Source organism: Actinomadura sp. NTSP31 (assembly GCF_041951385.1).
GTDB classification, from domain to species: Bacteria; Actinomycetota; Actinomycetes; order Streptosporangiales; family Streptosporangiaceae; genus Spirillospora; species Spirillospora napierensis.
Genome location: NZ_JBGNUT010000016.1, coordinates 126,371 through 148,578 on the forward strand (window position 1 = coordinate 126,371; position 22,208 = coordinate 148,578).

Here is a 22,208-nt window from a genome sequence, read left to right on the forward strand (position 1 = left end):
TCCCTGCGGGGCACGGGTGAGGAGGCCACCGGCGGTTCGCTCTGGGGTGGTCTCCACCCAACGTAGTACTACGAGCCGTAGTACTACAAGTCGTTGTGAGCATTGCAACTTAGCGCCCGGATAACCTGGTGACGTGCAGCGTGATCAAGAAGTGACCTTCCGCGAGGCGACGGCGGACGATCTGCCCCAGATCATCCGGCTACTGGCCGACGATCCCCTGGGCGCCGCCCGCGAAACACTCGCCGAGGAAGTCCCCGAGGCCTACCTCACCGCCTTCGCCGCCATCGACAAGGACCCCAACAACCTCCTCGTCGTGGCGGACGTCTCCGGAACGGTCGCCGGCACGCTCCAGCTCACCTACATCCCCGGCCTCACCTACACCGGCGGCGAGCGCGCCCAGATCGAGGGCGTCCGCATCGCCGCCGACGAGCGCGGCCGCGGCCTCGGCCAGACCATGATCAACTGGGCCATCGACCAGGCCCGCGCCCGCGGCTGCCGCGTCGTCCAGCTCACCACCGACCGCCAGCGCCCCGACGCGATCCGCTTCTACCAGAAGATCGGCTTCCGCCCCTCCCACATGGGCATGAAATACCACCTCACCTAACCCGCCCACGCGGCCCCGGCGCCCTCCGGGCTTCTAGACGCCGCGCGCCCGCAAAACGCCCCGCAATGATCACGGCAGCGTCCACGACCCGCTCCGCCTCGGCGATCGGCTCGCCCCACGAGGTGAAGAACCACAGCCGCCCGCCGTCTTCGGCACGCGACCGGCAGGTGATCATGTCCGCCGGCTCCGGCGCCCCCTCGCAACAGCCGTCGGCCCGCGGGTTCGAGACGTGCAGCCCGCACCGCCCGATCCGCACGTCCAGGTCATAGAGATCCAGCCGGTTCATCAGCGCGCCCAAGCACGCGAACACCGACGCGGAGGGCCGTGAAGTATCCGTCATGTCACGCAATGTAGGTCCAGTGAACCCTGGTGCACCATGGTTCGCCCTACCTTGGAGCGGCACACCCTGGCCCGTACCGTTCCGATCATGTCCATCGACCCCAACGACGTGACGGCCCCCTACCTGCAACTCGCCGCGATCCTGCGCGATCGGATCGCCTCCGGCGAGTTCACCGCTGGTGGCCGGCTGCCTTCGCTGGTCGATCTGGAGCAGGAGTACGGCCTGAATCCGAAGACGATCCGCAAGGCCCTGGACGTCCTCAAGGGCGAGGACCTGATCGTCGCCTCGCCCGGTCGCGGCATGTTCGTCAAACCGCACCCGGAAGACAGTGCCTGACCGGCTTGTGCCGTGTTCCCCTGGACGGGTCGAGGGCGTCCGCCCACGATCTGGCCCGGGAGCACTGCGGTGTCCGAGAAGAAGCGCATCGGCATGCGCCTGCGGCCGACCCGGAAGGCGCACGGGCTAACCGCCGCCGACTCGCCGACCGCGTCCGGCAACGCCTCCCGTCCTTGCGCGATGACGAGGTGGATGCGCTGGAGTTGGCGCGGCGGGTGGCGGCCAGCGATGTGGGCGAAGGGACGCTCGTCGCGTTGGAGTTGACGGTGGACGAGCTGGCCTCCGCTTACCCGCGGTCGGCGCCGGACGAGTTGCTCACGCGGACGCGGCGGCACCTCGGGTACGTGGCGCGGCTCATGGACGCGCGTATGACGCTGGCCGAGCGGCGGCGCCTGGTGGTGGTCGGGGCGTGGCTGTCGCTGCTGGCCGCGACGTGCGACATCGACCTCGGGCGGCGGCCGCCGCGCGGCTGCGGACGGCCGCGCAACTCGCCGAGCACGCCGGGCACTCCGAGATCGTCGCGTGGACGCTGGAGACGCGCGCGTGGCAGGCCCTCACCGATGCTGACTATCGGGAGGCCGTCAGGCTGTCGCGGGGCGCGCAGGAGGTCGCGCCGCAGGACGGGTCGGCGTTCATCCAGGCGACGGCGCAGGAGGGACGGGCGTGGGCGCGGCTCGGCGCCGGGCGGGAGACGCGGGATGCGCTCGGTCGTGTGGAGCGGCTCGTCTCGCCGCTGGCCATGCCCGAGCGGCCCGAGCACCACTTCCGCTACGACCCGGCGAAGAGCGACGCCTACACCGCGACCACGCTGTCATGGCTCGGGGATCCGGCGGCGGAGCCGTACGCGCGCGGCGTCCTCGCCCGGCTGGAGGCGCCGGTCAGCGGACCGGCACGCCCACGGCGCGCGGCGTCCGCGCGGCTCGACCTGGCATTGGCGTTGGTCGCCGCGGACCAGCCCGAAGAGGCGGCGCACCGGGCCTTGGAGGCCGTGACGAGCGGGCGGTTGGTGCCGTCCAACTACTGGCGCGCGGCGGAGGTCGTGGAGGCGGTGGACGGGTTGGGCGTTCCGGCGGCGGGTGAGCTCCGGGAGGCGTATCGCGAGGTGTGCGGCGGGGCTTTTTAAGCTCACCCAGCAGGGGCACCCTCTTGGGCTCGCGCCAGATGACCCTTCAGAATTCGTGGAACCCACGGGGACCATAAGGCAAGCCCCCTTGCGACCATGGAGGTATAAGGCCGAGGTCGGGGAAGGACAGGTGGGCAGGTGCGAGTCACGGTTGTGGGCAGCGGTGATGCATTCGGTTCCGGGGGCAGGTTCCAAACCTGCATCGCCCTGGGGACGGAGGCTTCCGCCCCGCCACACGTCCTGATCGATTGCGGTGCGACCAGCATGGTCGCCATGCGGCAGCAGCGGATCGAGCCCAATGAGATCGACACGGTGCTGATCACCCACCTGCATGGTGATCACTTCGCGGGGCTGCCCTTCCTCATCCTGGACGGGCAGTTTCGCCGAAGAACCCGCGACTTGACCGTGTTCGGCCCGCCCGGAACCGACGCCCGGCTCGCACAGGCGATGGAGACGATGTTCCCCGGCTCCAGCACCATTCGGCGCCGCTTCACCGTCCACGTCAGGGAACACGCCGATCGACGCACCAGCGAGCTGGGGCCACTGCGCATCACGCCATTCGAGGTAAGTCATGCCTCCGGCGCCCCCGCCTACGCCGTACGCGTGGAGACAGCGGCCGGAGCAGTCGCCTACTCCGGCGACACCGAGTGGGTCGAAGCCCTCTTGGAGGCGGCCGACGGAGTCGACGTGTTCTTGTGCGAGGGCTACAGCCCCGCTCCGACTCGCTGGCACCTTGACCTGGACACCCTCCACCGCCACCGTGACCGCTTCACCTGCAAGAGACTGATCCTTACTCATTTATCACCGACGGCACTGGCCAGCGACCTGACCGAATGGCAGATCGCTCACGACGGCCTTCATATCGACTTGTGACTGAATCTCATCCTCTTCCTGCCCCTCCGACTGGGCGACCGGGCCAAGGAGACCGCCTTCGGGGTCACCCCGGGTAGGTCGCGGCTGCATCATGCGGTGCTGGGCGAGCTGGGACACGCAGCAGGTGGGCTGGGCGTCGGCGATCGTGGGCGCCGCCACGCTCGTCCGCGAGGTGCGCGATTTCCTGGATGCGACCGATGTCCACGACCTGCGGTCCATCACGGACTTGCTCATCCGCGAGCTCGTTCCTGATGTAGGCGGCCCTGGCCTTTGCCTTGTGATGCTCGCCTTTCTGGTCACATGGACGGCGAGCGGGCGGCTTGCACGCGCGGGTTCTAGGCGGGCTTTGCGTCTCCTTCAACCATTTTGGTAAGCGCTGGTGGGCTCGGGAATGGTGCGTTAATGCGGGGGGCGGGGTGGGTGAATTTTTGTGGCGGGGGGTCGGGTGGGGCGCGGGGTTGCTGCTGGTGGCGGGGTTCGGTCGACAGGTTTCGACCAAGGTGGGGGGTCGTTCTGGGCAATCAGTGACGTTTAACTGAGTTGCCCTAAATGTCACGGTATCGGGGCTGTCGTCCCCGTGCCCTGTTCGGGGAGTCCGGTCCCCGCCGGTGGGCGGCCGCAGAAGGGCATCCTCGATGCGACGTCTGCTCCTGTTCCTGCTGCCGGCGGCGCTGCTGGGCGCACTGCTCGTCGCCGTGCAGGCACCGGCGTCCGCGACCCCGCCGAACATCCCGTCCGCCAGTACGGCCCGCACCCGGCTCGCAGAGCTGACCGTGGCCGCCGAATCGCATGCCAGTTCCTACGACCGCTCGCTGTTCCCGCACTGGATCACCATTTCCGGCGCCTGCAACACCCGTGAGACGGTGCTCAAGCGCGACGGGACGAACGTGAGCACGGACTCCTCCTGCTACCCGACGTCCGGCTCCTGGTACTCGCCGTACGACGGCGCCACCTGGACGTCGCCGGCCGATGTCGACATCGACCACATGGTGCCGCTCGCCGAGGCGTGGGCGTCGGGCGCCTGGGCCTGGACGACCGCGCACCGGCAGGACTACGCCAACGACCTCGGCGGCCCGCAACTGTGGGCCGTCACCGACAACGTCAACCAGGCGAAGGGCGACAAGGACCCCGCCGAGTGGCAGCCGTCCCGCACGGCCTTCCGCTGCACCTACGCGCGCGCCTGGGTGCAGGTGAAGTGGTCCTACGACCTCACCGTGGACAGCGCGGAGAAGAGCGCGCTCACCTCGATGCTCAACGGCTGCTGACGAGTGCCCGTGGCACCCGTCCGGCGGGCGGGTGCCACGCGGTTAGGGTCGGGCCATGGTTTCTGTGCGGGCGGCGACGCGTGACGATCTGCCGGCGGTTCTGGCGTTGCTGGCGGACGAGGAGAAGGTCGTCGATCCGGCGTCGGTCGTGGTGACGGACGCCTACGAGCGGGCGTTCGCGGCGATCGACGATGATCCGCGCAACGAGATGCTGGTGCTGGTCGACGGCGGCACGGTGGTGGGGTGCTTGCAGGCGACCTACATTCCGGGGCTCGGGAAGGGCGGTGCGGAGCGGGCGTTGATCGAGGCGGTGCGGGTCCGCGCGGACCGGCGCGGCGGCGGGCTCGGCCGGACGCTGATGGACGGCGCGATCGCGAGGGCGCGCGCACGCGGCTGCGCGCTCGTCCAGCTGACGAGCAACAAGCGGCGGGAGGACGCGCACCGCTTCTACGTCTCGATGGGGTTCGCCCGCAGCCACGAAGGGTTCAAGCTCGCGCTCTAGGCGGTCGGGACCCAGTAGCGGCGCTTGCCGGCGCGGACGTCTTCGAGGACGCCGCCGCAGGCCTCGATGACCCTCCGGGAGCCGAGGTTGTCGACGTCGCAGGTGACGAGGGCCGGGTCGATGCCGAGGCCGTGGGCGTACGTGAGGGTCTCGCGGAGCATGCGGGACGCGTGGCCGCGGCGGCGCGCGGATTTGCGGACGTCGTAGCCGATGTGCCCGCCGACGTCGCGCAGCCATTCGGTGAGCCGGTGGCGGAGCTGGATCCGGCCGAGGAACTCCGGTCCGTCGACCAGCCAGAACGTGGTGGACGGCACGAAGCCCTCGGGGCGCGGCGTCTCCGGCAGCGGCTCGGCGTTGAGGCGGGCGACGTAGGCGGCGAAGGCGTCCGGGGCGGCCAGTCCTTCGATGCCGAGGTCGCGCAGGTCGTGGCCGATCTGGCTGCGGTCGTCGGGGCCGCCGCGCCCCTCCTCGCGGAATTCCGCCATCGCCGCGAGGAAGGAGGCGTGGACGTCGGTCGTGGGACGGACGAGCTCAGGCATGGACAAAGTTCTACAAGCCCGGACCGGAGCGGCGCATCTCCAGGACCGCCTTGCCGTGCAGGCGGCGGTCGAGGAGGGCGGCGACGGCCTCGTCCGCCTGCTCCCAGCCGCCGCGCCAGGAGGTCCCGGGGTCGAGGTGCCCGGCGGCGACCTGCCCGGCCAGCCACGTCAGGTCGGCGGCGAGGTCGATGCTGCCGCCGAGCAGGTAGAAGGTGACGAGGGACCGGTCGTGCCGGCCGTCGTTTCCGAAGAGGGCGCCGAACGGGAAGGTCTCCGGTTCGCCGGTCCCGTGGCCGACGGCGATCAGGCTGCCGTGCGGTGCCAGCTTGCCGAACGCCGCGACGAGCTGCGAGCCCCCGACGTTGTCGACCACCCCGTCCACGAGGCCGTCCGTCTGCTCGGGGTGCGCGACCACCTCGTGGGCGCCGAGCGCGCGCAGCGCGTCGCCGTGCGCGGCCGGGTCGCCGGTGGACGCGACGACGCGGGCCCCGCCGCGCCGGGCGAGCTGCACGGCGTACCGGCCCACGCCTCCGGTCGCGCCCGTCACCAGGACGCGCTTGCCGAGCAGCGGGCCGAACTTGCGCAGGGCGCGCAGCGCGCTGGCGCCCGCCACCGGGACCGTGCTGATCGCGCCGAGGTCGGCGCCCGCCGGGGCGGTGCCGAGCATGGCGGCGTCGACGGCGCGCAGTTCCGCCCAGGCGCCGTCGAAGCCGATCGTCACCACGGGGGTGCCGGCGGCCGGGCCGGAGCCGTCGGCGGCGGCGCGCTCGACCACGCCGGCGGCGTCCCAGCCGAGCACGGTGCCGTCCGGTGAGCCGGCGATGCCGTGCCTGACCTCGCCGAAGTTCAGCGAGGTGGCGCTCACCCGGACCAGCGCCTGGTGCGGCTCCGGGACGGGGGCGGCGGTCTCACCGAGGCGCAGGCCGGACGCGGACGAGTGGTCGACGAGCAGAGCACGCATGGGTGCCACCTTCCGAGGAGGGAAACGATCAGCATTATATGCCACTCAGTGGCATAAGCGCGCAAGGAGCGTTCGCCGCTCGGATACACTCGGGGCCATGACAACGGCTCCGTCGCTGCGCGAACGCAAGAAGCAGCGCACCCGCCAGGCGCTGGTCGACGCGGCCCTGACGCTGTTCGGCGAGCACGGCTTCGGCCGGGTCACCCTCGACGAGGTGTGCGACGAGGTCGAGGTGTCCAAGCGCACGTTCTTCCGCTACTTCCGCGGCAAGGAGGACGTCGCGATGGCGCCGCTCGAGGACATGTGGCGGACCTTCCTCGACGAGCTGGAGAACGTCCCGGCCGACGGCCGCCCGCTGCTGGGGCTGATGGAGTCGACGCTGCTGGCTGCGCTGGACCGGGTGGCGGACGAGGCGTGGGCGGGCCGCGCCGTCCTCAGCTACCGCCTGCTCCAGGCGACCCCCTCGATGGACGCGCACGGCCTGCACTTCTGTGAGAGCACCATGCGCTCCGTGCTCGCCGTCCTGCACCGCCGGCTCGACCTGCCCGACGACGCGCGGCCCCGCCTGGCGGGCGACATGATGGTCGCCGCGTGGCGGCACGCCCTCGAGGCCTGGGCCGCCACGGCGGCGGATCCGCCCGCGGCGTCCGACCTCGCGGCCCGCTTCCGCGACGCCATGGCGGCCCTGCCCGGCAGCCTCACGCTGACCGCCGCGCCCCGTCCGGGGGACGGCGCAGCGCGTTAGCCGGCGGTGCCGAGGATCAGGTCGACGACCCGCGCGGTGTCGGTCAGGTCGGGCAGCACGGTGTCGGCGCCCGACAGGCGCAGGTCGGCGGCGGACGTGGCGCCGGTCGCGACCGCGACGACCCGGGCGCCGCCCTCGTGGCCCGCGCGGACGTCGTGCGGCGTGTCGCCGATCAGCACGGTGCTCGACGGCCCGAACCTCTCCCCGTACTTGGCGGCGGTGCGCTCGCGGGCGAGTTCCACCAGCGGCGGCCGTTCGACGCCGTCCATCCCGTAGGCGCCGATCTCCAGGTCGAGGAACGCGTCGAGGCCGAAGGCCTTCAGCTTGCAGGCGGCGATCCGCGCCATGTTGCCGGTCAGGACGGACTGGATCACGTCCGGCCGGGCGGCGAGGGCCTCCAGGACGGCGCGCGCGCCGTCGTGCGTCCGGCCCCGGGCCGCCAGTTCGTGCGCGCGCGCCTCGAAGGCGAGGGCGAGCGCGTCGGTGAAGTCCGCGAGGACGCCGGGCGTGGGGTCGATGCCGTGGTGGCGCAGCGTGTCGGTGGTGATGGCGCGGTCGGTGCGGCCGGCCATCGGGGCGACGCGTTCGGGCGGGCGGCCGACGACGCGGTGGAACACCTGCGCGTAGATGTCCACGGACAGGCCGCCCGCGTTGAGGAGGGTGTGGTCGATGTCCCAGAGGACCAGGGTGCGCACGCACGAATCGTAGGCCGCCGACTTTTCCGCTTCCGTTCACCTTGCCGTGAAATGCTGGTCATCCGGGTGTGCCCGCCGCCGTTGGACCCGTCCCCCGAAGGAGCTGATCGTGCCCGAAAGGCATCTGGAGATCGAGCAGAAGTACGACGCCGGAGCCGATTTCGTTCTTCCGGACCTCGGCGGGCTGCCGGGCGCGGAGTCGGCGGGGGACCCGGAGGTCGTCGAGCTGCACGCGAGCTACTTCGACACGCCGGACCTCCGGCTGGCCGCGCACGGGATCACGCTGCGGCGGCGGCGCGGCGGCGCGGACGCGGGCTGGCACCTGAAGATGCCGGCGGGGCCGGACAGCAAGCAGGAGCTGAGGGCGCCGCTGGGGCGGCCGCGGGCCGTTCCGGCGCGGCTCGCGGGGCTGGTCGCGGCGTACACGCGAGGCGCGCCGCTGGATCCGGTGGCGACGCTGGAGACGCGGCGGACGGTCGTCCGGCTGCACGGGGCCGACGGCGCGATGCTCGCGGAGGTCGCCGACGACCTGGTGACCGGCCGGGACGGGCGGGGCACCGCGGACGGGCAGGGCACCGCGGACGGGCGGGCGCAGCGGTGGCGGGAGATCGAGGTCGAGCTGGGGGACGGCTCGGCGGACCTGCTGAAGGCGGTCGGCAAGCGGCTGCGGAAGGCGGGGGCGCGGCGGGCCAAGTCGTCCTCGAAGCTGGGCCGGCTGCTGGGCGACGCGATCGTGCCCTCGGAGGCGGCGCGGGCGCGGGCGTCGTGCAAGGGCCGGCTGGTGGCGGCGATCGACAACGGCAAGGGCCCGGCGACGACGGGCGACGCGGTGATGGCCTACCTCGCCGCGCAGGTCGAGGCCGTCGTGCGGTTCGATCCGAAGGCGCGGCTGGCCGAGGACGACGCCGTGCACCGGATGCGGGTGGCGGTCCGCCGGATCCGCAGCGCGCTGAAGGCGTACCGGCCCGTCCTCGACGAGGAGCGGACGGAGCCGCTGGAGCCGGAGCTGAAGTGGCTCGCGGCGGTGCTGGGCGAGGTCCGCGACTGCGAGGTGCTGCGGACGCGGTTCCAGGAGCGGCTGGACGGCGCGTCCCCCGCCTGGCTCGACGATCTCGCCCGCCAGGAGCGCACCGCCTACAGGCGGATGAACGCCGCCCTCAAGGAGCCCCGCTATTTCGCCCTGCTGGACGAGCTGGACCGTATCGTGGCGGAGCCGCCATTGGCGGAGGCCGCCGCGCGCAAGGCCCGCAAGGAGCTCCCCGAGCTGGTGACGCGGTCGTGGAACCGGATGGGCAGGGCGTACGCCTCCATTGCGATCGCCGAGGACGCGGAGGTGGCGCGGCACGAGACCCGTAAGGCGGCCAAGCGCGCGCGGTACGCCGCCGAGCTCGCCATGCCCGTGCTGGGAGTGGCGGCCAAGAGGGTGGCGAAGGACGCCAAGCGCATACAGGAGGTACTGGGCGGCTACCAGGACGGCGTCATCGCGATGGAGTTCCTCAAGGCCGCGGCGGCGCGCACCAGGAACCCGGCCGAGGCGTTCGACCTCGGTGTCCTGTACGGGTGGGAGCGGTGCGCGGCCGAGACGGCGCGCGACAGGCTGTCGGTGACCTGGTCCCAGACCCTCGGCCCCGCCCTCTGAGCCTCGGGTTCAGGGGGTGTGGCGCTCCAGGGAGGTGAGGGCGCCGGCGCCGATGTGGGCCACCCAGAACTCCCCCTTGCGGAGGCCCGGGTCGTCCGGCACCTTCTCGCCCAGCTCCCGGCACAGGCCGCTGACCAGCTCTGACACGTTCTCGCCATGCGTGCAGACGATGGTCGGGGCCGCGTCGCTCAACAGGTCCAGCAGGCGGTCCCGCGCGCGGTCGGGGCCGGTCTCGCCGACCGTGAACGCGGCGTCGGTCGCGACGCCGGCGCGGACGCGGCGCGCGTACGGCAGGACGGTCTCCAGGCAGCGCGCGGTCGCCGAGCTGAGCAGCCGCGCCGGGCCGTAGGAGTGCAGCAGCGCGGCGAGCGAGGCGGCCTGGGCGCGGCCCCGGGCGTCCAGGGGGCGCAGCTCGTCGGGCTCGCGCCAGTCGTGCTTCTCCCCCGCCGACCCGTGCCGGACGATCATCAGCGGCCAGGTGCGCGGCGGGCCCTCCAGGAACGCGCGGAGCAGGGCGGCGTCGTGCGGGTAGCTCAACCGCTCCGCGGCCTCCCGGGCGGGCAGCCACGCCAGCTCGTCGACCTCCTCGTTCGGCGTGAACGCGGCCTCCGCGACGGGCCGCGCCGCCCAGTAGTCGACCCGCTTCGGCCGCTCGCCGTGCCGGTACTCGGCGGCCGGCAGCCGCCGGCCGAGCCGCGGCACCAGGCCGGTCTCCTCCTCGATCTCGCGGACGGCGGCGCGCAGCACGTGCTCGCCCGGGTCGAGCTTGCCCTTCGGGAACGACCAGTCGTCGTACCTGGGGCGGTGCGCCACCGCGAACTCGGGGCCGGCCGGGCCGTCCCGCCACAGCAGGGCGCCCGCCGCGCGGATCGGCCCCGCCGCGCCGCCGGCGTCAGGCATCGACCGTCCTCCAGCGCCGGCTCCGCACCAGGTGGGTCTGGATGTCCAGCAGCGTCTCGCCGGGGGCGGCCACGCTGCGCGTCCAGGTGCCGTCGCCGGCCAGCGCCCAGGCGTGCGTGCCCTCGTCCATCGCCCGGTCGAGCAGCGCGATCAGGTCGTCGCGCTGGCTGCGGTCGGTGACCGTGACGAGCGCCTCGACGCGGCGGTCGAGGTTGCGGTGCATCAGGTCGGCGCTGCCGAACCACACCTCGGGCTCGCCGCCGTTCTCGAACGCGAACACCCGCGAGTGCTCCAGGAACCGGCCGAGGACGCTGCGCACCCGGATCGTCTCCGACAGCCCCGGCACGCCCGGGCGCAGCGCGCAGATGCCGCGCACCCACACGTCCACCGGCACGCCGGCCCGCGACGCCCGGTACAGCGCGTCGATGATCACCTCGTCGACCAGCGAGTTGCACTTGATCCGGATCCGCGCGCGGTGCCCGGCGCGGTGGTTGTCGATCTCGTGCTCGATCCGCTGGACGAGCCCGGACCGCAGGCTGTTCGGCGCGACCAGCAGCCGGTTGTAGTGGCTCTGCCGGGAGTAGCCGGTGAGGTGGTTGAACAGCGCGCTGACGTCCTCGCCGACGTCGGGGGCGCAGGTCAGCAGGCCGAAGTCCTCGTAGAGGCGGGCGGTCTTCGGATGGTAGTTGCCGGTGCCGATGTGGCAGTAGCGGCGCAGCTGGCCGTCGGAGTCCTGCCGGACGACCAGCGCGAGCTTGCAGTGCGTCTTCAGCCCGACGAACCCGTACACGACGTGGCAGCCGGCCGTCTCCAGCTTGCGCGCCCACGCGATGTTGGCGCGCTCGTCGAAGCGGGCCTTCAGCTCCACGACCACGACGACCTGCTTGCCGGCCTCGGCGGCGCTCATCAGCGCGTCCACGATCGGGGAGTCGCCGGACGTCCGGTACAGCGTCTGCTTGATCGCCAGCACGCCGGGGTCGGCGGCGGCGTCCTCGATCAGCCGCTGCACGGTCGTGGTGAACGAGTCGTAGGGGTGGTGGAGGAGCACGTCGCCCTCGCGGATCGCCGAGAAGATGCCGACGTCCTCCGGCAGCGCCTCCTTGGACGGCACGAACGGCGGATACTTCAGCTCGGGCCGGTCCAGGTCGGCGATGGCGCCGAGGCCGCCGAGGTCGAGCGGGCCGACGACCCGGTAGATCTGCCCCTCCTCGATGGCGAGCTCGGTGGTGAGCAGCTCCAGCACGCCCGCGGAGATCGACTCCTCGACCTCCAGCCGGACGACGGGGCCGAACCGGCGGCGCAGCAGCTCGCGCTCCAGGGCCTGCAGCAGCCCCTCGCTGATGTCGTCGTCGATCTCCAGGTCCTGGTTGCGGGTGACCCGGAACGCGTGGTGCTCGACGACCTCCATCCCGACGAACAGCTGGCCGAGGTGCGCGGCGATCACGTCCTCGAGCGGGGTGAACCGGTCGGGGGACGCCTCGAAGAAGCGCGGCAGCAGCGGCGGCACCTTGACCCGGGCGAACATCGTCGCGTCGGTCTCCGGGTCGCGGACGATCACGGCGAGGTTCAGCGACAGCCCGGAGATGTAGGGGAAGGGGTGCGCGGAGTCGACGACGAGCGGGGTGAGCACGGGGTAGATCCGGTCGCGGAACAGCCGGCGCAGCCGCTCCTGCTCGGTCTCGGCGAGCTCGTCCCAGCGCAGGATCTCGATGCCCTCCCGGGCGAGGTCGGGCAGGACCTCCTCGCGGAAGCAGGCGGCGTGCCGGCGCATCAGCCCGTGCGCGACCTGGCCGGTGCGCTCCAGCACCTCGCGGGGCTGCCGGCCGCTGGCGGACTGGACGGCGAGGCCGGTCGCCATCCGGCGGGCGAGGCCGGCGACGCGGACCATGAAGAACTCGTCGAGGTTGCTCGAGAAGATCGACAGGAACCGGACGCGCTCCAGCAGCGGCAGCTCCGGATCCTCCGCCAGCTCCAGGACGCGTTGGTTGAAGCGCAACCAGCTCTCTTCGCGGTCGAGGAAGCGGTCGTCGGGCAGCGCTTCGGAGGCACGAGGAAGATGGTGTCCCGGGTTGACGGTCATGTCCCCAATTTTTCCTGACCAAGGTGAACAGCGGTGGAACAGAGATGTTTCGGCGAGGAGTCAGATACGTCGATCATGCCCGCGGTTCCTGTTGATCACTCGGTTTTTGCCCGCTACGTGCCGAAAGATCCGGCGACCAGGCGGTGGCCCAGCCACCCCGCCAGGTCGGCGGCGAACGCGTCGCTCAGCGGCGGCCAGTTCCAGAACCGCAGTCCCAGTTCCGCGAACGCGCACGGCACCGGCCACCGCCACCCGTTGAAGTCCGTCCGCACACCGCAGCGCGCGCAGGCCAGCACGTCCGTGCCGCCGCCGTACTGCCACTCCTCGACCGCGTCCAGGACGGTCTCGAACGGCAGCCACGCCCCGCAGCGCGGGCACCGCACCCGGTCGTCCTGGCGCATCGTTCCGTAGTAGGCGCCGCGGCCGACGTCGATCTCCAGGCCGTTCGGCCACACGTCGGGGAAGCCGGCCGGGTCGCCCATCACCACCGATCCGGCGGCGGGGCCGGGCGCGTACCCGCCGGGGACGTCGCCGAGCACGCAGTCGGTCCGCTCGGCCACCACGATCCCCGCGTCCACGAGGCGGCGCAGCAGGCGGTCCGCGAGGTCCGGCGCGTCGCCGGGAAGCGCGTCCAGGTCGGCGATCCAGCGGCTCCGTTCCCCCATGCGCTCACAGTACGACCACAAGGACAAACCCGATGAAGAACCAGGGACTTGGGCGAAACCGGTGACAGGCGAGGTAAACGGCCAATCAACGTCCTAGTGTGGCCGTTCCCCTGCGTACAGTAACCATGCGGAAGTAACGACCTGGCCACCCGGAGAGCTTCCCGCCGGAACCCCCGGTAGGTAGAACGGGACACGTGACCTCTCACGAGCCTTCCCCTCCGCCTGCCACCGCGGTCCTGTGGCCGCGGTGCTCGGCCGTCCACGGATGCACCGGGCGCGCCGCCGGCGGGTTCGGGGGCTGCCCCGCCCACCTCGCGCCCGCCGAGTTCGCGCGGTTCGCGGCCGGGCTGCGCCCCGGCGGCGACCTCGACCTGCGGGGCGTGACGGTGCCCGGGTGGCTGCTGGACGCGGTGCTCGACGCGGTCACCGGCCCGGACGGGCGCCCGCACCTCGGCCGGACCCGGTTCGACGGCGCCGTGCTGCCCTCGCACGCGGTGCTGCGCGGGGCGTGCGTCGAGGGCGACAGCTCGTTCGACGGCGCCTGCTTCCTCGGCGGCGCCTCGTTCTTCGACGCCCGGTTCTTCGGCAACGTCTCGTTCCGGGGCGCGCGGTTCGGCGGCAACGCCTCCTTCCACGAGGCGCGCTTCCACCGGCACGCCTCCTTCGAGGAGGCCGTGTTCACCGGGGACGCCCTGTTCGGCGAGGCCCTCTGGCACGCCGACGCCGCGTTCCGCATGGCCGTGTTCTTCGGCGCCGCCTGCTTCGACCGGGCCCGGTTCGGGCGGGACGCGGCGATGCAGGGCGCCTGCTTCGGCGGCGCCGTGTCGTTCCGGCGGGTCCGCGTCGCCCGGCACGCCCGGTTCGAGCGCACCCGGTTCCGGCGCGGGCTGTGGCTCGGCCCGCTGGTCGCCGGCGGCCGGATCGCGCTCGCGGACGCGACGGCGCGCGGCGGGCTGCGGGTGACCGCGGCGGCCCGGCTGGTGAGCGCGCGCGCCGTGACGGTGCACGGCGAGGCCGAGTTCCGGCTGCGGCGCGCCGAACTCGACCTGGAGGGCGCCTGCTTCGACGCGGCGGTGAACGTCCGGTCGCTGCCGCACCCGATCCAGGGGCTCGCCGAGCCGGCGTCGTGGACCGGTCCGGCGGCGGTCCGGGTCGTGTCGCTGCGCCGGGTGGACGCGGCGCACCTGCACCTCGCCGACGTCGACCTCAGCGGATGCGGCTTCCTCGGCCTCGTCCACCCCGACCGGCTGCGGATCAGCGGCGACTGCCCGTTCGCGACCGTCCCGGCCCGGCGCCGGTGGCGGCTCCGGCGCGGCGCCCGCGCCGTGCTCGCCGACGACCTGGCGCGCGGCGCCGCCGGCCCGGGAGGCGGCGACGGCGGGCTGGAGGCCCTCTACCGGGAGCTGGCCCGCGCCACGGCCGGCTCCGACCGCGCCCGCCTCGCGCGCGACTTCCGCTACAGCGCGCTGGAGATGCGCCGGCGCAGCGAGCCGCGCCAGTGGCGGCGCTGGGCCCTGCACGTGCTGTGGATCACCAGCGGGTACGGGCTGCGCGCCGGGCGGATGGCCGCCTGGCTCGCGGTCGCCCTCGCGCTGGTGTGCTGCGGGCTGCTGTTCGTCCGCCACCAGCACCCCGAGGCGTCCGGCCGCAACCGCTCCCACCAGCCCTTTTCGTCCTTCGGACGGCGGTCGGCGCAGCCGGCCGCCCGCAAGGGCGCGCGCTCCCTCGCGCCCTGACCCGCCGGCGGCCGGACCGCTGACGGGTGATCGTCAAAAGGGCGCGCCGCAGTTTTGTCAGTGGCACGGGTAATGATTCGTGTTATGAGCAGAGACACTCATCCGGGGGTGCAGTGCCCGCACTGCCATTCCCATCTCGCGCTCGTCCCCGTGCCCGGAAATACCGCCCCCGCCGCGGTGCCCGCCGCAGTACCCACCACAGGGCCCGCCGTACCCCCCGTCCCGCCGGTCACCGCGAAGGAGGAATGGCAGCCGCCGCCCGTCGAGGAGGTCCTCGCCGCCTATGCCGGACGCGTCAAGGACACCACCACCGCAATGCGCGGCGCCGCCCGCGTCCGCGACAGCCTGAACCGCGCCCGCAACGCCGCCGCGCAGCGCCGGGCCGTCCAGAGAACCGCCCGCCGGACTCCGAAAAGCGCCTGATCACGTCCCGATCACATCCCGGCCATTAAGGCCCCGGCCGGAAGCGGCGGAAGGGACGGCGCGCGGCCCGTCACGGCCCGGCACCGTCCCCTCCCAACGCGCGCCCGCCGACCGGCGCCCGCCATTGCCCGGCGGGTCACTTCGGCGCGGAATCCGTCCATTCCATCGCGATCACGGCGGTGGAGCCGAGCACCGTCCCGGCGGGCCGCGGCTCCTTCGCGGACGGCGTCACCAGCACCCGCTCCTCCGCCAGCGCCTTTCCGCTGCCCGGGTCGATCACCAGCAGGTGCCGGACGACCCCGCTCAGCTCCTTCTCCTCCATCCCGATCGCGTTGCCGCTGCGTCCCTTCACGTCGGTGACCTTCCCGACCGACCGGACCGTCTTCAGCCCGGCCAGCATCCGGAACGCCCCCGCCCGCACCTTCGGCGTGACCGGCAGCTCGGTCACCAGGCTCCCCGCGACGCGGAACAGCCACGCGTCCGCCGCCATCGGCACGCTCGACGACTCGGTGTCGTGCCCGCCGTACCAGCGCAGCAGCTCCTTCTTCAGCCGCGCCGGGTCGGCCGGCAGGCCCTGCAGCTGCTTGATCGACACGTTCCGGCCGAGCCAGTAGACCTTGTCGCCGCCCACGAGCGGGGTCCGGCTCGTCTCCACCGGCCCCGGCCCGGTCGACACCTTCATGGCCTTGTAGCCGCCCTTGCCGCTCGGCTGGATCGCCACCTGGAGCGAAAGGGTCGACGGCGACCCCGCTCGCTTCCACGCCGCCGCGTCGGCCTTGGTCGCGGGCGCGACGCCGAGCCGCTGCTGCCGCGCGACCATCTTGCGGCCGGGCTTCGCGGGCGCCCACTCCTCGGACTTCTCGTTGAGAACGACGCTGTAGCGCTCGCCGCCCGCGCCCGTCGCCACCATCGAGTCGCTGCCGATCACCACCTTGTGCCAGTACGCACCGGCCACCGGCTCCGACGCCCCGTCCAGCTTCTCGGCGGCGGCGAGCAGCACGGTACGGGCGTCCATGGGCCGCTCCTCCGGCACCGCGTCCGGCCCGTGCACCGGCGCGTTCCCGTCGCCGCCGGAGGTGACGGCGACCACGCCCACCGAGGCCGCCGCGACCGCGCCGGCCAGCCCGAGCCCCCACATCGGCCGCACCCGCGACCGGCGCGGGACCCGCGCCTCGCGCACCCGGTCACCGGCCGGCGCCGCCATCGCGCGCGCCAGCTCCGATCGCCGGACGCCCTCGTCGACCGGCGCGTCCGGGCTCAGCTCCGCCGGCCTGGCCTCGCGCAGCGTCCGCAGCACGTCGTTCATGCCCTCTCCTCACTGACGATTCCCATCTGCGGACGTACCGGACGTCCCACCGCCTCCGCCGCCGCCCCGCGCCCGGCGCCGCCCGGAGGCGCGCCGGCCCGCGACGCCGTGGCGGCCGGGCGCCCGGCCGCGTCGAGCCCGTCGTCGGCGGCGCGCAGCAGGCGCTTGCGGGCCCGGTGCAGCCGGACGCGCAGCGCCGCCGGCGAGCAGCCGACGACGCGGGCCGCCTCGCGCGGGCTCAGCCCCTGCCAGGCGACGAGGATCAGGATCTCCCGGTCGCCCTCGGGGATCTCCGCCATCGCGCGGACCACGGCGAGCCGCTCGGCCACGTCCTCGGCGACGTCGCCGGCGGGCCGCGGCGCCCAGCGGGCCAGCTCGGCCGTGAACGCCTCGCGCCGCACCTCGGCGCGGTGCCCGTCGCGCAGCACGTTCCGCGCGACGCCGAGCAGCCACGGCAGCGGCGGGTCGGGAACGTCCGCGAGCCGCCGCCACGCCACCGCGAACGTCTCGCTCACCACCTCGTCCGCGATCTGCCGCCCGGCGCGGGCGGCGGCGTACGCCCACACCCGCTGCCGGCAGGCGTCGTACATCGCGGTGAAGCGTCTCTCGGGGGCCTCGTCTGCCACCGGGTGCTCCTCCGTCCTTCCTGGTGTGTCCATCACCAGGAAGTGGCCCGGAAAGGACGATCGTTACCGCCGTACTGGAACACCCCATAGTGTGCGTGTCGGTCCTGCCACTGCGGGACTGCCCGTAATATTTGCTCGATGGCAACCAACGCCGCCCCCACCTGCGGGGGCCTCCCGGGGCGAAGGAGCTGATGTATGACCGCGATGCACAGTCGCGGTGCCGAACGCCTTCCGGGGGTGGCCGGCTCCCCTCATCTCCTGCTGGTCGAGGACGACCCGGGCGACGCGTACCTGTTCGAGGAGCTGCTCACCGAGGTCCAGCCGAACGTGCAGATCACCGTCGCGCGGACCCTCGCCGAGGCGCTGGCGAGCCTGCGTCCCGACGTCCAGTGCGTGATCGTCGACCTGTCCCTGCCGGACGCGTCCGGGCTGGACGCGCTGCGCCAGGTGATCGCCCGCGCCCCCACCACCGCCGTGCTCGTGCTGACCGGGCTCGCCGACGCGCACGTCGGCGTGCAGGCGGTCGCCGCCGGCGCCCAGGACTACCTCGTCAAGCAGGACGTGGACGGCGCGCTGCTCGGCCGCGCCATCAGCTACGCGATCGAGCGCAAGCGGGCCGACGAGTCCGAGCGGCAGCTGGTCGAGGCGCGCGCCGTGGGCCGGGAGAACGCGCGGCTGGAGCGCGGGCTGCTGCCCGTCCCGATCCTCAGGGACGGCACGCTGCACCACCTCACCCGGTACCGGCCGGGCCGCGACCGCGCGCTGCTCGGCGGCGACTTCCACGACACCGTGCAGACCGGCGACGGCACCGTGCACGGCGTGATCGGCGACGTCAGCGGGCACGGCGCCGACGAGGCGTCCCTCGGGGTGCGGCTGCGCATGGCGTGGCGGACGCTCGTGCTGGCCGGGCACACCGGCGACAACCTGCTGTCCACGCTCGACACCGTGCTGGAGCACGAGCGCTGGGGCGAGGAGATCTTCACCACGCTGTGCATGGTCACGATCGCGCCGGACCGGCGCACCGCCCGGCTGCACCGGGCCGGGCACCCGTGCCCGCTGCTGTTCGGCCCGTCCGGCGTGCGGGCGCTCCCGGACGGCCCGCACGGCCCGGCGCTCGGCCTGATCCCCGGCGCGGACTGGCCGGCCGAGGAGATCGAGCTCGGCGACGACTGGGGGATCATGCTCTACACCGACGGGCTGATCGAGGGCTGCGTCGGCGACGGCGGCGAGCGCCTCGACCTGACCGGGCTGGAGGAGCTCGCGCGCGCCGCGCATGCCCGCGGCGAGCGCGGGGACGTGCTGGTGGACGGATTGATCGCGGAGGCGGAGCGGCTGAACGGAGACGTGCTGTCCGACGACCTGGCGGTGCTGATGCTGAGCCGGGGCGAGCTGTGACGGCCGGCCCCGAGGAGACGCCGCCCGAGGCGGACGCCCGCAAGCCCGGCGACGAGGCCGAGACCGAGACCGAGACCAAGGCCGGGACCGAGGCCAAGGAAGACGAGGCGGCGGGGGGTGAGGAGCACACCGGCGAGGCCCCGGCCGACGGGGCCGAGCTGCTCGCGCCGCCGGTCGTCCTGCCCGACGCCGAGCTGCCCAGGCCGTACGGCATCCGCCGCGTCCGGCTCGTTCAGATCTACCGGATCGGGTCCCTCGTCCTCGCCGTCCTGCTGGTCGCGGCGTTCGCGGTGGCCGGATCCGCGCTGTACCAGGCCGGCAAGGCGCGCGGCACGCTGGTGAACGAGGTCGACCCGGTCGCGCTGGAGCAGTACAAGCTGTCCTCGGCGATCGCCGCGCAGGACACCGCGATCCGCCGGTACACCGAGGAGGGCGGCTCGGACCGGCTCGCCGAGTACCGGACGGCGGTCGCGCAGGAGGCGAGGTCCGCCGCGACGATGCGGCGGCTGCTGGCCGGCGTCTCCGGCGGCGGCCGGGTGGTCCGCCTCGTCGACGAGGTGACCGCCGGCTCGCGGGAGTGGCGCGCACGGTTCGCCGACCCGGTCGCGGCCCAGCGCGGCGGCGGCGGGCTGACCGGCGGCCGGAGCCGGCAGGCCGGCGGGCTGTTCGACCGCGCCCGCAACGGCATGACGCCCCTGCAGGCCGGCATCACCGACCTGCATGAGAGGGCCGCCGACCGGCTGCGGGTCCGCGCGAACACCGCACTGTGGTCGGTCGGCGCGGCACTGGCGATCACCGCGCTGGCGGCGCTGCTGCTGGCCCTGGTGATCCGGCGGACGGTCGTGCGGCCCGTCGCGTCGCTGAGCGAGCAGGTCCGCGAGGTGGCGCAGGGCGACTTCGCGCACCGGCTGGACGTGTCCGGGCCGGCCGAGATCGACGAGCTCGCCGTGATCATCGACGCGATGCGGCGGCGGATCATCGAGGAGTGGCGGACCAGCACCGAGCGGGCCGTCCTGCTGGACGAGCAGGCCGGCGAGCTGCGCCGCTCCAACGCCGAGCTGGAGCAGTTCGCCTACGTCGCCAGCCACGACCTGCAGGAGCCGCTGCGCAAGGTGGCGAGCTTCTGCCAGATGCTCGAACGCCGCTACGGCGACCAGCTCGACGAGCGCGGGCGGCAGTACGTCCAGTTCGCGGTGGACGGCGCCAAGCGGATGCAGGCCCTCATCAACGACCTGCTCGGCTTCTCCCGCGTCGGCCGCATGGCGCGTCCCGAGGACGCGATCGACCTGAACGAGGTCGCCGGCCAGGCGGTGGACAACCTCGGCTCGCTGATCGAGGAGACCGGCGCGCGGGTCGAGATCGCCGACCTGCCGACGGTGCCGGGCGAGCGCACCCAGCTCACCCAGCTGTTCCAGAACCTGGTCGGCAACGCGATCAAGTTCCGCCGCCCGGACGCCGCGCCGCACGTCGCCGTCGACGTCCGGCGGGAGGGCGACGAGTGGCTGTTCACCTGCGCCGACAACGGGATCGGCATCGAGCCCCGGTACGCCGACCGGATCTTCCTGATCTTCCAGCGGCTGCATCCGCGCGACGAGTACACCGGCACCGGCATCGGCCTGGCGCTGTGCAAGAAGATCGTCGAGTACCACGGGGGCCGCATCTGGCTCGACGAGGACGAGCGCGGCGACGGCGACCCCGGCACCACCTTCCACTGGACCCTTCCCATCGGAGACGACAATGAATGACGGGCCGCGTCCCATCGAGGTGCTGCTGGTCGAGGACGACCCGGGCGATGTGCTGCTGACCACCGAGGCGTTCGAGCACAACAAGGTCGCCAACACGCTGCACGTCGTCAACGACGGCGAGCAGGCGATGGCGTTCCTGCGCCGCGAGGGCGAGTACGCGGACGCGCCGCGTCCCGACCTGGTGCTGCTGGACCTGAACCTGCCGCGCAAGGACGGCCGCGAGGTGCTCTCCGAGGTCAAGGCCGACGAGGGCCTGCGCAGCATCCCGGTCGTCGTGCTGACCACGTCCGAGGCCGACGAGGACATCCTGCGCAGCTACCACCTGCACGCCAACGCCTACGTCACCAAGCCGGTCGACTTCGAGCAGTTCGTGTCGGTCGTCCGCCGGATCGACGACTTCTTCGTGACGGTCGTCAAGCTCCCCCGGTAACCGCCGCACCGGTCCCGCCCGTCTCGCCCGCCTGGCCCGCCGCGCCGTCGGTGTCGTACGCGTCGGCGTCGCCGTCCCAGTCGACGCAGACGATCACCGCGTCGTCGGCCGGCTCGCCGCCCTCGTGGTAGGCGACGTAGTGCCGGACCAGGGCGCGGACGGCCTCCGGCGGCAGCTGCAGCCGGGTGTCCCGCAGCGCCTGGAGCAGCGCGACCGGCCCGTACGGCTCGCCCATCGGCGACAGCGCCGCGTGCACCCCGTCGCTGACGACGACCAGCCGGTCGCCGCGCTCGACCCTGAAGTCCTCGACGAAGTACCGGCTGTCGCCGAACATGCCCAGCGGCAGCTGCTCGTCGAACTCGATCGCCTCGGTGAGGTTGCCGCGCATCCGGTACAGCTTCGGCGAGCCCGCGTCGACCACCCGGACCCGCCCGGACGACAGCTCGAACTCCATCAGCAGCGTCCCGACGCTCCGCTCGCCCCGGTGCAGCGCGTACACCGACTGGTCGGCGAGCTCGGCCTGCTCGGCGATGCCGGCGCCGGACCGGCGCGCGTTGCGCAGCGCGCTGACCGCCAGGTGGGTGAGCGCCGCGGCGGTCGTCCCGGTCCCCATCCCGTTGCTGACCGTCAGCGTCAGCCGGTCGCCGGACGCCGTCCAGTCGAAGTTGTCGCCCCACACCGCGTAGGCGGGTTCGAGCTGGCCGGCCAGCCGGAACCCGGCGGCGTCGCGGGACAGCGGGGGCAGCAGGTCCCACTGCATCTCGGCGGCCACCGTGAGCCGCGTCCGCCGCCGGACCCGCCGGTACAGGTCCGTGGCCGAGTCGGCGATCTTCAGGGCGCGGGCGAGCGCGTGCGCCGCCGGGTACAGCCATTCCGGTTCCGGTCCGCCGAGGCCCGCCTCCCCGGGGCGGCGGACGGTCAGCACGCCGAGCCGCTCGCCCTGCACCGTCAGCGGGAGGTGGACGACGTCGGCGCCGATCCGCCCGGACCGCTCCCGGATCGCCCGCTGCCCGGCGAAGGCCCGCCCGGGGCCGGTGTTGTCCAGCGGGACGTCCCCGCCGTCCGGGTCGCGGCCGAACACCTCGGCGAGGTCCCGCGCGACGGGGACGAGGTAGGCCTGCCGGTAGTCGACGAGCAGTACCTCGGCGCGCGCGCCGGGCCACCGGCGGGCCAGCTCCCCGGTGGCGGCGGCGACCAGCTCGTCCGGACGGGCGGCCCAGATCGCCTTCTCGATCGCCTCGAACGCTTCGTCGCGCCCGGGTCGGGAATGCATCGGATCC

Annotated in this window: 23 protein-coding genes; 13 read left to right on the forward strand and 10 right to left on the reverse strand. The window is 73.3% G+C overall.

The window, feature by feature from the left end; translation table 11 throughout:
* Window positions 1-151: 151 nt before the first annotated feature.
* Window positions 152-604, forward strand: a complete 453-nt coding sequence (locus ACA514_RS26475; protein WP_375044027.1) for a GNAT family N-acetyltransferase — start codon at window positions 152-154, stop codon at window positions 602-604.
* On the opposite strand, the gene ACA514_RS26480 is transcribed toward ACA514_RS26475, so the two are convergent.
* Window positions 597-944 carry a hypothetical protein gene (locus tag ACA514_RS26480; protein ID WP_375043930.1) on the reverse strand — a complete coding sequence of 116 codons (348 nt, stop codon included), beginning with the start codon at window positions 942-944 and terminating at the stop codon, window positions 597-599. The genes ACA514_RS26475 and ACA514_RS26480 overlap by 8 nt on opposite strands.
* An 87-nt stretch (window positions 945-1,031) precedes the next feature.
* Between ACA514_RS26480 and ACA514_RS26485 the strand changes: the two genes are divergently transcribed.
* From ACA514_RS26485 to ACA514_RS26505, 5 genes are all read left to right on the forward strand, one after another.
* Window positions 1,032-1,280 (forward strand): GntR family transcriptional regulator, encoded by a 249-nt coding sequence (locus ACA514_RS26485; RefSeq protein WP_375043931.1) that lies wholly within the window; start codon window positions 1,032-1,034, stop codon window positions 1,278-1,280.
* A 433-nt stretch (window positions 1,281-1,713) separates the two neighbouring features.
* A complete protein-coding gene (locus ACA514_RS26490; RefSeq protein ID WP_375043932.1) occupies window positions 1,714-2,403 on the forward strand; it encodes a hypothetical protein in 690 nt (229 codons plus the stop codon).
* A gap of 153 nt (window positions 2,404-2,556) precedes the next feature.
* Window positions 2,557-3,276 carry an MBL fold metallo-hydrolase gene (locus ACA514_RS26495; protein ID WP_375044028.1) on the forward strand — a complete coding sequence of 240 codons (720 nt, stop codon included), beginning with the start codon at window positions 2,557-2,559 and terminating at the stop codon, window positions 3,274-3,276.
* Window positions 3,277-3,911: 635 nt separating this feature from the next.
* A complete protein-coding gene (locus ACA514_RS26500) occupies window positions 3,912-4,541 on the forward strand; it encodes an HNH endonuclease family protein (RefSeq protein WP_375043933.1) in 630 nt (209 codons plus the stop codon).
* Window positions 4,542-4,596: 55 nt separating this feature from the next.
* Window positions 4,597-5,043, forward strand: a complete 447-nt coding sequence (locus ACA514_RS26505) for a GNAT family N-acetyltransferase (protein WP_375043934.1) — start codon at window positions 4,597-4,599, stop codon at window positions 5,041-5,043.
* Here the strand turns inward: ACA514_RS26505 and ACA514_RS26510 are convergent.
* Both ACA514_RS26510 and ACA514_RS26515 read right to left on the reverse strand, forming a co-directional pair.
* Entirely contained in the window at window positions 5,040-5,582 is a 543-nt protein-coding gene (locus ACA514_RS26510) for a GNAT family N-acetyltransferase (protein ID WP_375043935.1), read from the reverse strand. The two genes, ACA514_RS26505 and ACA514_RS26510, sit on opposite strands and share 4 nt — an antisense overlap.
* Window positions 5,583-5,592: 10 nt before the next feature.
* Window positions 5,593-6,543, reverse strand: coding sequence for a zinc-binding dehydrogenase (locus tag ACA514_RS26515; protein ID WP_375043936.1), 951 nt, complete (start codon window positions 6,541-6,543; stop codon window positions 5,593-5,595).
* A gap of 97 nt (window positions 6,544-6,640) precedes the next feature.
* Here ACA514_RS26515 and ACA514_RS26520 point away from each other — a divergent pair, with 97 nt between their 5' ends.
* The gene (locus tag ACA514_RS26520) at window positions 6,641-7,288 is read left to right on the forward strand and encodes a TetR/AcrR family transcriptional regulator (protein WP_375043937.1); all 648 of its coding nucleotides are present in this window, start codon (window positions 6,641-6,643) and stop codon (window positions 7,286-7,288) included.
* On the opposite strand, the gene ACA514_RS26525 is transcribed toward ACA514_RS26520, so the two are convergent.
* Complete coding sequence (locus ACA514_RS26525) at window positions 7,285-7,983, reverse strand: HAD family hydrolase (protein ID WP_375043938.1); 699 nt, start codon at window positions 7,981-7,983, stop codon at window positions 7,285-7,287. The genes ACA514_RS26520 and ACA514_RS26525 overlap by 4 nt on opposite strands.
* 109 nt (window positions 7,984-8,092) lie before the next feature.
* Here ACA514_RS26525 and ACA514_RS26530 point away from each other — a divergent pair, with 109 nt between their 5' ends.
* Window positions 8,093-9,622, forward strand: coding sequence for a CHAD domain-containing protein (locus ACA514_RS26530; protein WP_375043939.1), 1,530 nt, complete (start codon window positions 8,093-8,095; stop codon window positions 9,620-9,622).
* A gap of 9 nt (window positions 9,623-9,631) precedes the next feature.
* On the opposite strand, the gene ACA514_RS26535 is transcribed toward ACA514_RS26530, so the two are convergent.
* The 3 genes from ACA514_RS26535 to ACA514_RS26545 all read right to left on the reverse strand — a co-directional run bounded on the left by ACA514_RS26535 (window position 9,632) and on the right by ACA514_RS26545 (window position 13,267).
* Window positions 9,632-10,522 (reverse strand): NUDIX domain-containing protein, encoded by an 891-nt coding sequence (locus ACA514_RS26535; RefSeq protein WP_375043940.1) that lies wholly within the window; start codon window positions 10,520-10,522, stop codon window positions 9,632-9,634.
* Window positions 10,515-12,602: an RNA degradosome polyphosphate kinase gene (locus ACA514_RS26540; RefSeq protein WP_375043941.1), complete on the reverse strand. Its 2,088-nt coding sequence runs from the start codon at window positions 12,600-12,602 to the stop codon at window positions 10,515-10,517. The genes ACA514_RS26535 and ACA514_RS26540 overlap by 8 nt, the downstream gene beginning before the upstream one ends.
* A gap of 113 nt (window positions 12,603-12,715) precedes the next feature.
* The gene (locus tag ACA514_RS26545; protein ID WP_375043942.1) at window positions 12,716-13,267 is read right to left on the reverse strand and encodes a hypothetical protein; all 552 of its coding nucleotides are present in this window, start codon (window positions 13,265-13,267) and stop codon (window positions 12,716-12,718) included.
* Between the two features lie 194 nt (window positions 13,268-13,461).
* Here ACA514_RS26545 and ACA514_RS26550 point away from each other — a divergent pair, with 194 nt between their 5' ends.
* Both ACA514_RS26550 and ACA514_RS26555 read left to right on the forward strand, forming a co-directional pair.
* Window positions 13,462-15,003: a pentapeptide repeat-containing protein gene (locus tag ACA514_RS26550; protein ID WP_375043943.1), complete on the forward strand. Its 1,542-nt coding sequence runs from the start codon at window positions 13,462-13,464 to the stop codon at window positions 15,001-15,003.
* Between the two features lie 84 nt (window positions 15,004-15,087).
* Complete coding sequence (locus ACA514_RS26555) at window positions 15,088-15,426, forward strand: hypothetical protein (RefSeq protein WP_375043944.1); 339 nt, start codon at window positions 15,088-15,090, stop codon at window positions 15,424-15,426.
* 136 nt (window positions 15,427-15,562) lie between these two features.
* Here the strand turns inward: ACA514_RS26555 and ACA514_RS26560 are convergent, their stop codons facing one another.
* Both ACA514_RS26560 and ACA514_RS26565 read right to left on the reverse strand, forming a co-directional pair.
* Window positions 15,563-16,732 (reverse strand): CU044_5270 family protein, encoded by a 1,170-nt coding sequence (locus ACA514_RS26560; protein ID WP_375043945.1) that lies wholly within the window; start codon window positions 16,730-16,732, stop codon window positions 15,563-15,565.
* A complete protein-coding gene (locus ACA514_RS26565) occupies window positions 16,729-17,358 on the reverse strand; it encodes an RNA polymerase sigma factor (protein ID WP_375043946.1) in 630 nt (209 codons plus the stop codon). Before ACA514_RS26565 ends, ACA514_RS26560 begins: the two co-directional genes overlap by 4 nt.
* A 195-nt stretch (window positions 17,359-17,553) precedes the next feature.
* Here ACA514_RS26565 and ACA514_RS26570 point away from each other — a divergent pair, with 195 nt between their 5' ends.
* The 3 genes from ACA514_RS26570 to ACA514_RS26580 are packed head-to-tail and all read left to right on the forward strand — an operon-like array spanning window position 17,554 to window position 20,928.
* The gene (locus tag ACA514_RS26570; protein ID WP_375043947.1) at window positions 17,554-18,753 is read left to right on the forward strand and encodes a PP2C family protein-serine/threonine phosphatase; all 1,200 of its coding nucleotides are present in this window, start codon (window positions 17,554-17,556) and stop codon (window positions 18,751-18,753) included.
* Window positions 18,750-20,498, forward strand: a complete 1,749-nt coding sequence (locus ACA514_RS26575; RefSeq protein ID WP_375043948.1) for an ATP-binding protein — start codon at window positions 18,750-18,752, stop codon at window positions 20,496-20,498. The genes ACA514_RS26570 and ACA514_RS26575 overlap by 4 nt, the downstream gene beginning before the upstream one ends.
* Window positions 20,491-20,928, forward strand: a complete 438-nt coding sequence (locus ACA514_RS26580) for a response regulator (protein ID WP_375043949.1) — start codon at window positions 20,491-20,493, stop codon at window positions 20,926-20,928. The genes ACA514_RS26575 and ACA514_RS26580 overlap by 8 nt, the downstream gene beginning before the upstream one ends.
* Here ACA514_RS26580 and ACA514_RS26585 read toward each other — a convergent pair.
* Window positions 20,912-22,201, reverse strand: coding sequence for a PP2C family protein-serine/threonine phosphatase (locus tag ACA514_RS26585; RefSeq protein WP_375043950.1), 1,290 nt, complete (start codon window positions 22,199-22,201; stop codon window positions 20,912-20,914). The genes ACA514_RS26580 and ACA514_RS26585 overlap by 17 nt on opposite strands.
* Window positions 22,202-22,208: the final 7 nt, after the last annotated feature.

Bases quoted from the DNA above. Each gene is read 5' to 3' on its own strand.
- ACA514_RS26560 (WP_375043945.1), bottom strand. From the start codon at position 16,732: ATGAACGACGTGCTGCGGACGCTGCGCGAGGCCAGGCCGGCGGAGCTG.
- ACA514_RS26515 (WP_375043936.1), bottom strand. From the start codon at position 6,543: ATGCGTGCTCTGCTCGTCGACCACTCGTCCGCGTCCGGCCTGCGCCTC.
- ACA514_RS26555 (WP_375043944.1), top strand. From the start codon at position 15,088: ATGAGCAGAGACACTCATCCGGGGGTGCAGTGCCCGCACTGCCATTCC.
- ACA514_RS26480 (WP_375043930.1), bottom strand. From the start codon at position 944: ATGACGGATACTTCACGGCCCTCCGCGTCGGTGTTCGCGTGCTTGGGC.
- ACA514_RS26500 (WP_375043933.1), top strand. From the start codon at position 3,912: ATGCGACGTCTGCTCCTGTTCCTGCTGCCGGCGGCGCTGCTGGGCGCA.
- ACA514_RS26485 (WP_375043931.1), top strand. From the start codon at position 1,032: ATGTCCATCGACCCCAACGACGTGACGGCCCCCTACCTGCAACTCGCC.
- ACA514_RS26580 (WP_375043949.1), top strand. From the start codon at position 20,491: ATGAATGACGGGCCGCGTCCCATCGAGGTGCTGCTGGTCGAGGACGAC.
- ACA514_RS26505 (WP_375043934.1), top strand. From the start codon at position 4,597: ATGGTTTCTGTGCGGGCGGCGACGCGTGACGATCTGCCGGCGGTTCTG.
- ACA514_RS26520 (WP_375043937.1), top strand. From the start codon at position 6,641: ATGACAACGGCTCCGTCGCTGCGCGAACGCAAGAAGCAGCGCACCCGC.
- ACA514_RS26510 (WP_375043935.1), bottom strand. From the start codon at position 5,582: ATGCCTGAGCTCGTCCGTCCCACGACCGACGTCCACGCCTCCTTCCTC.
- ACA514_RS26545 (WP_375043942.1), bottom strand. From the start codon at position 13,267: ATGGGGGAACGGAGCCGCTGGATCGCCGACCTGGACGCGCTTCCCGGC.
- ACA514_RS26570 (WP_375043947.1), top strand. From the start codon at position 17,554: ATGACCGCGATGCACAGTCGCGGTGCCGAACGCCTTCCGGGGGTGGCC.
- ACA514_RS26540 (WP_375043941.1), bottom strand. From the start codon at position 12,602: ATGACCGTCAACCCGGGACACCATCTTCCTCGTGCCTCCGAAGCGCTG.
- ACA514_RS26585 (WP_375043950.1), bottom strand. From the start codon at position 22,201: ATGCATTCCCGACCCGGGCGCGACGAAGCGTTCGAGGCGATCGAGAAG.
- ACA514_RS26535 (WP_375043940.1), bottom strand. From the start codon at position 10,522: ATGCCTGACGCCGGCGGCGCGGCGGGGCCGATCCGCGCGGCGGGCGCC.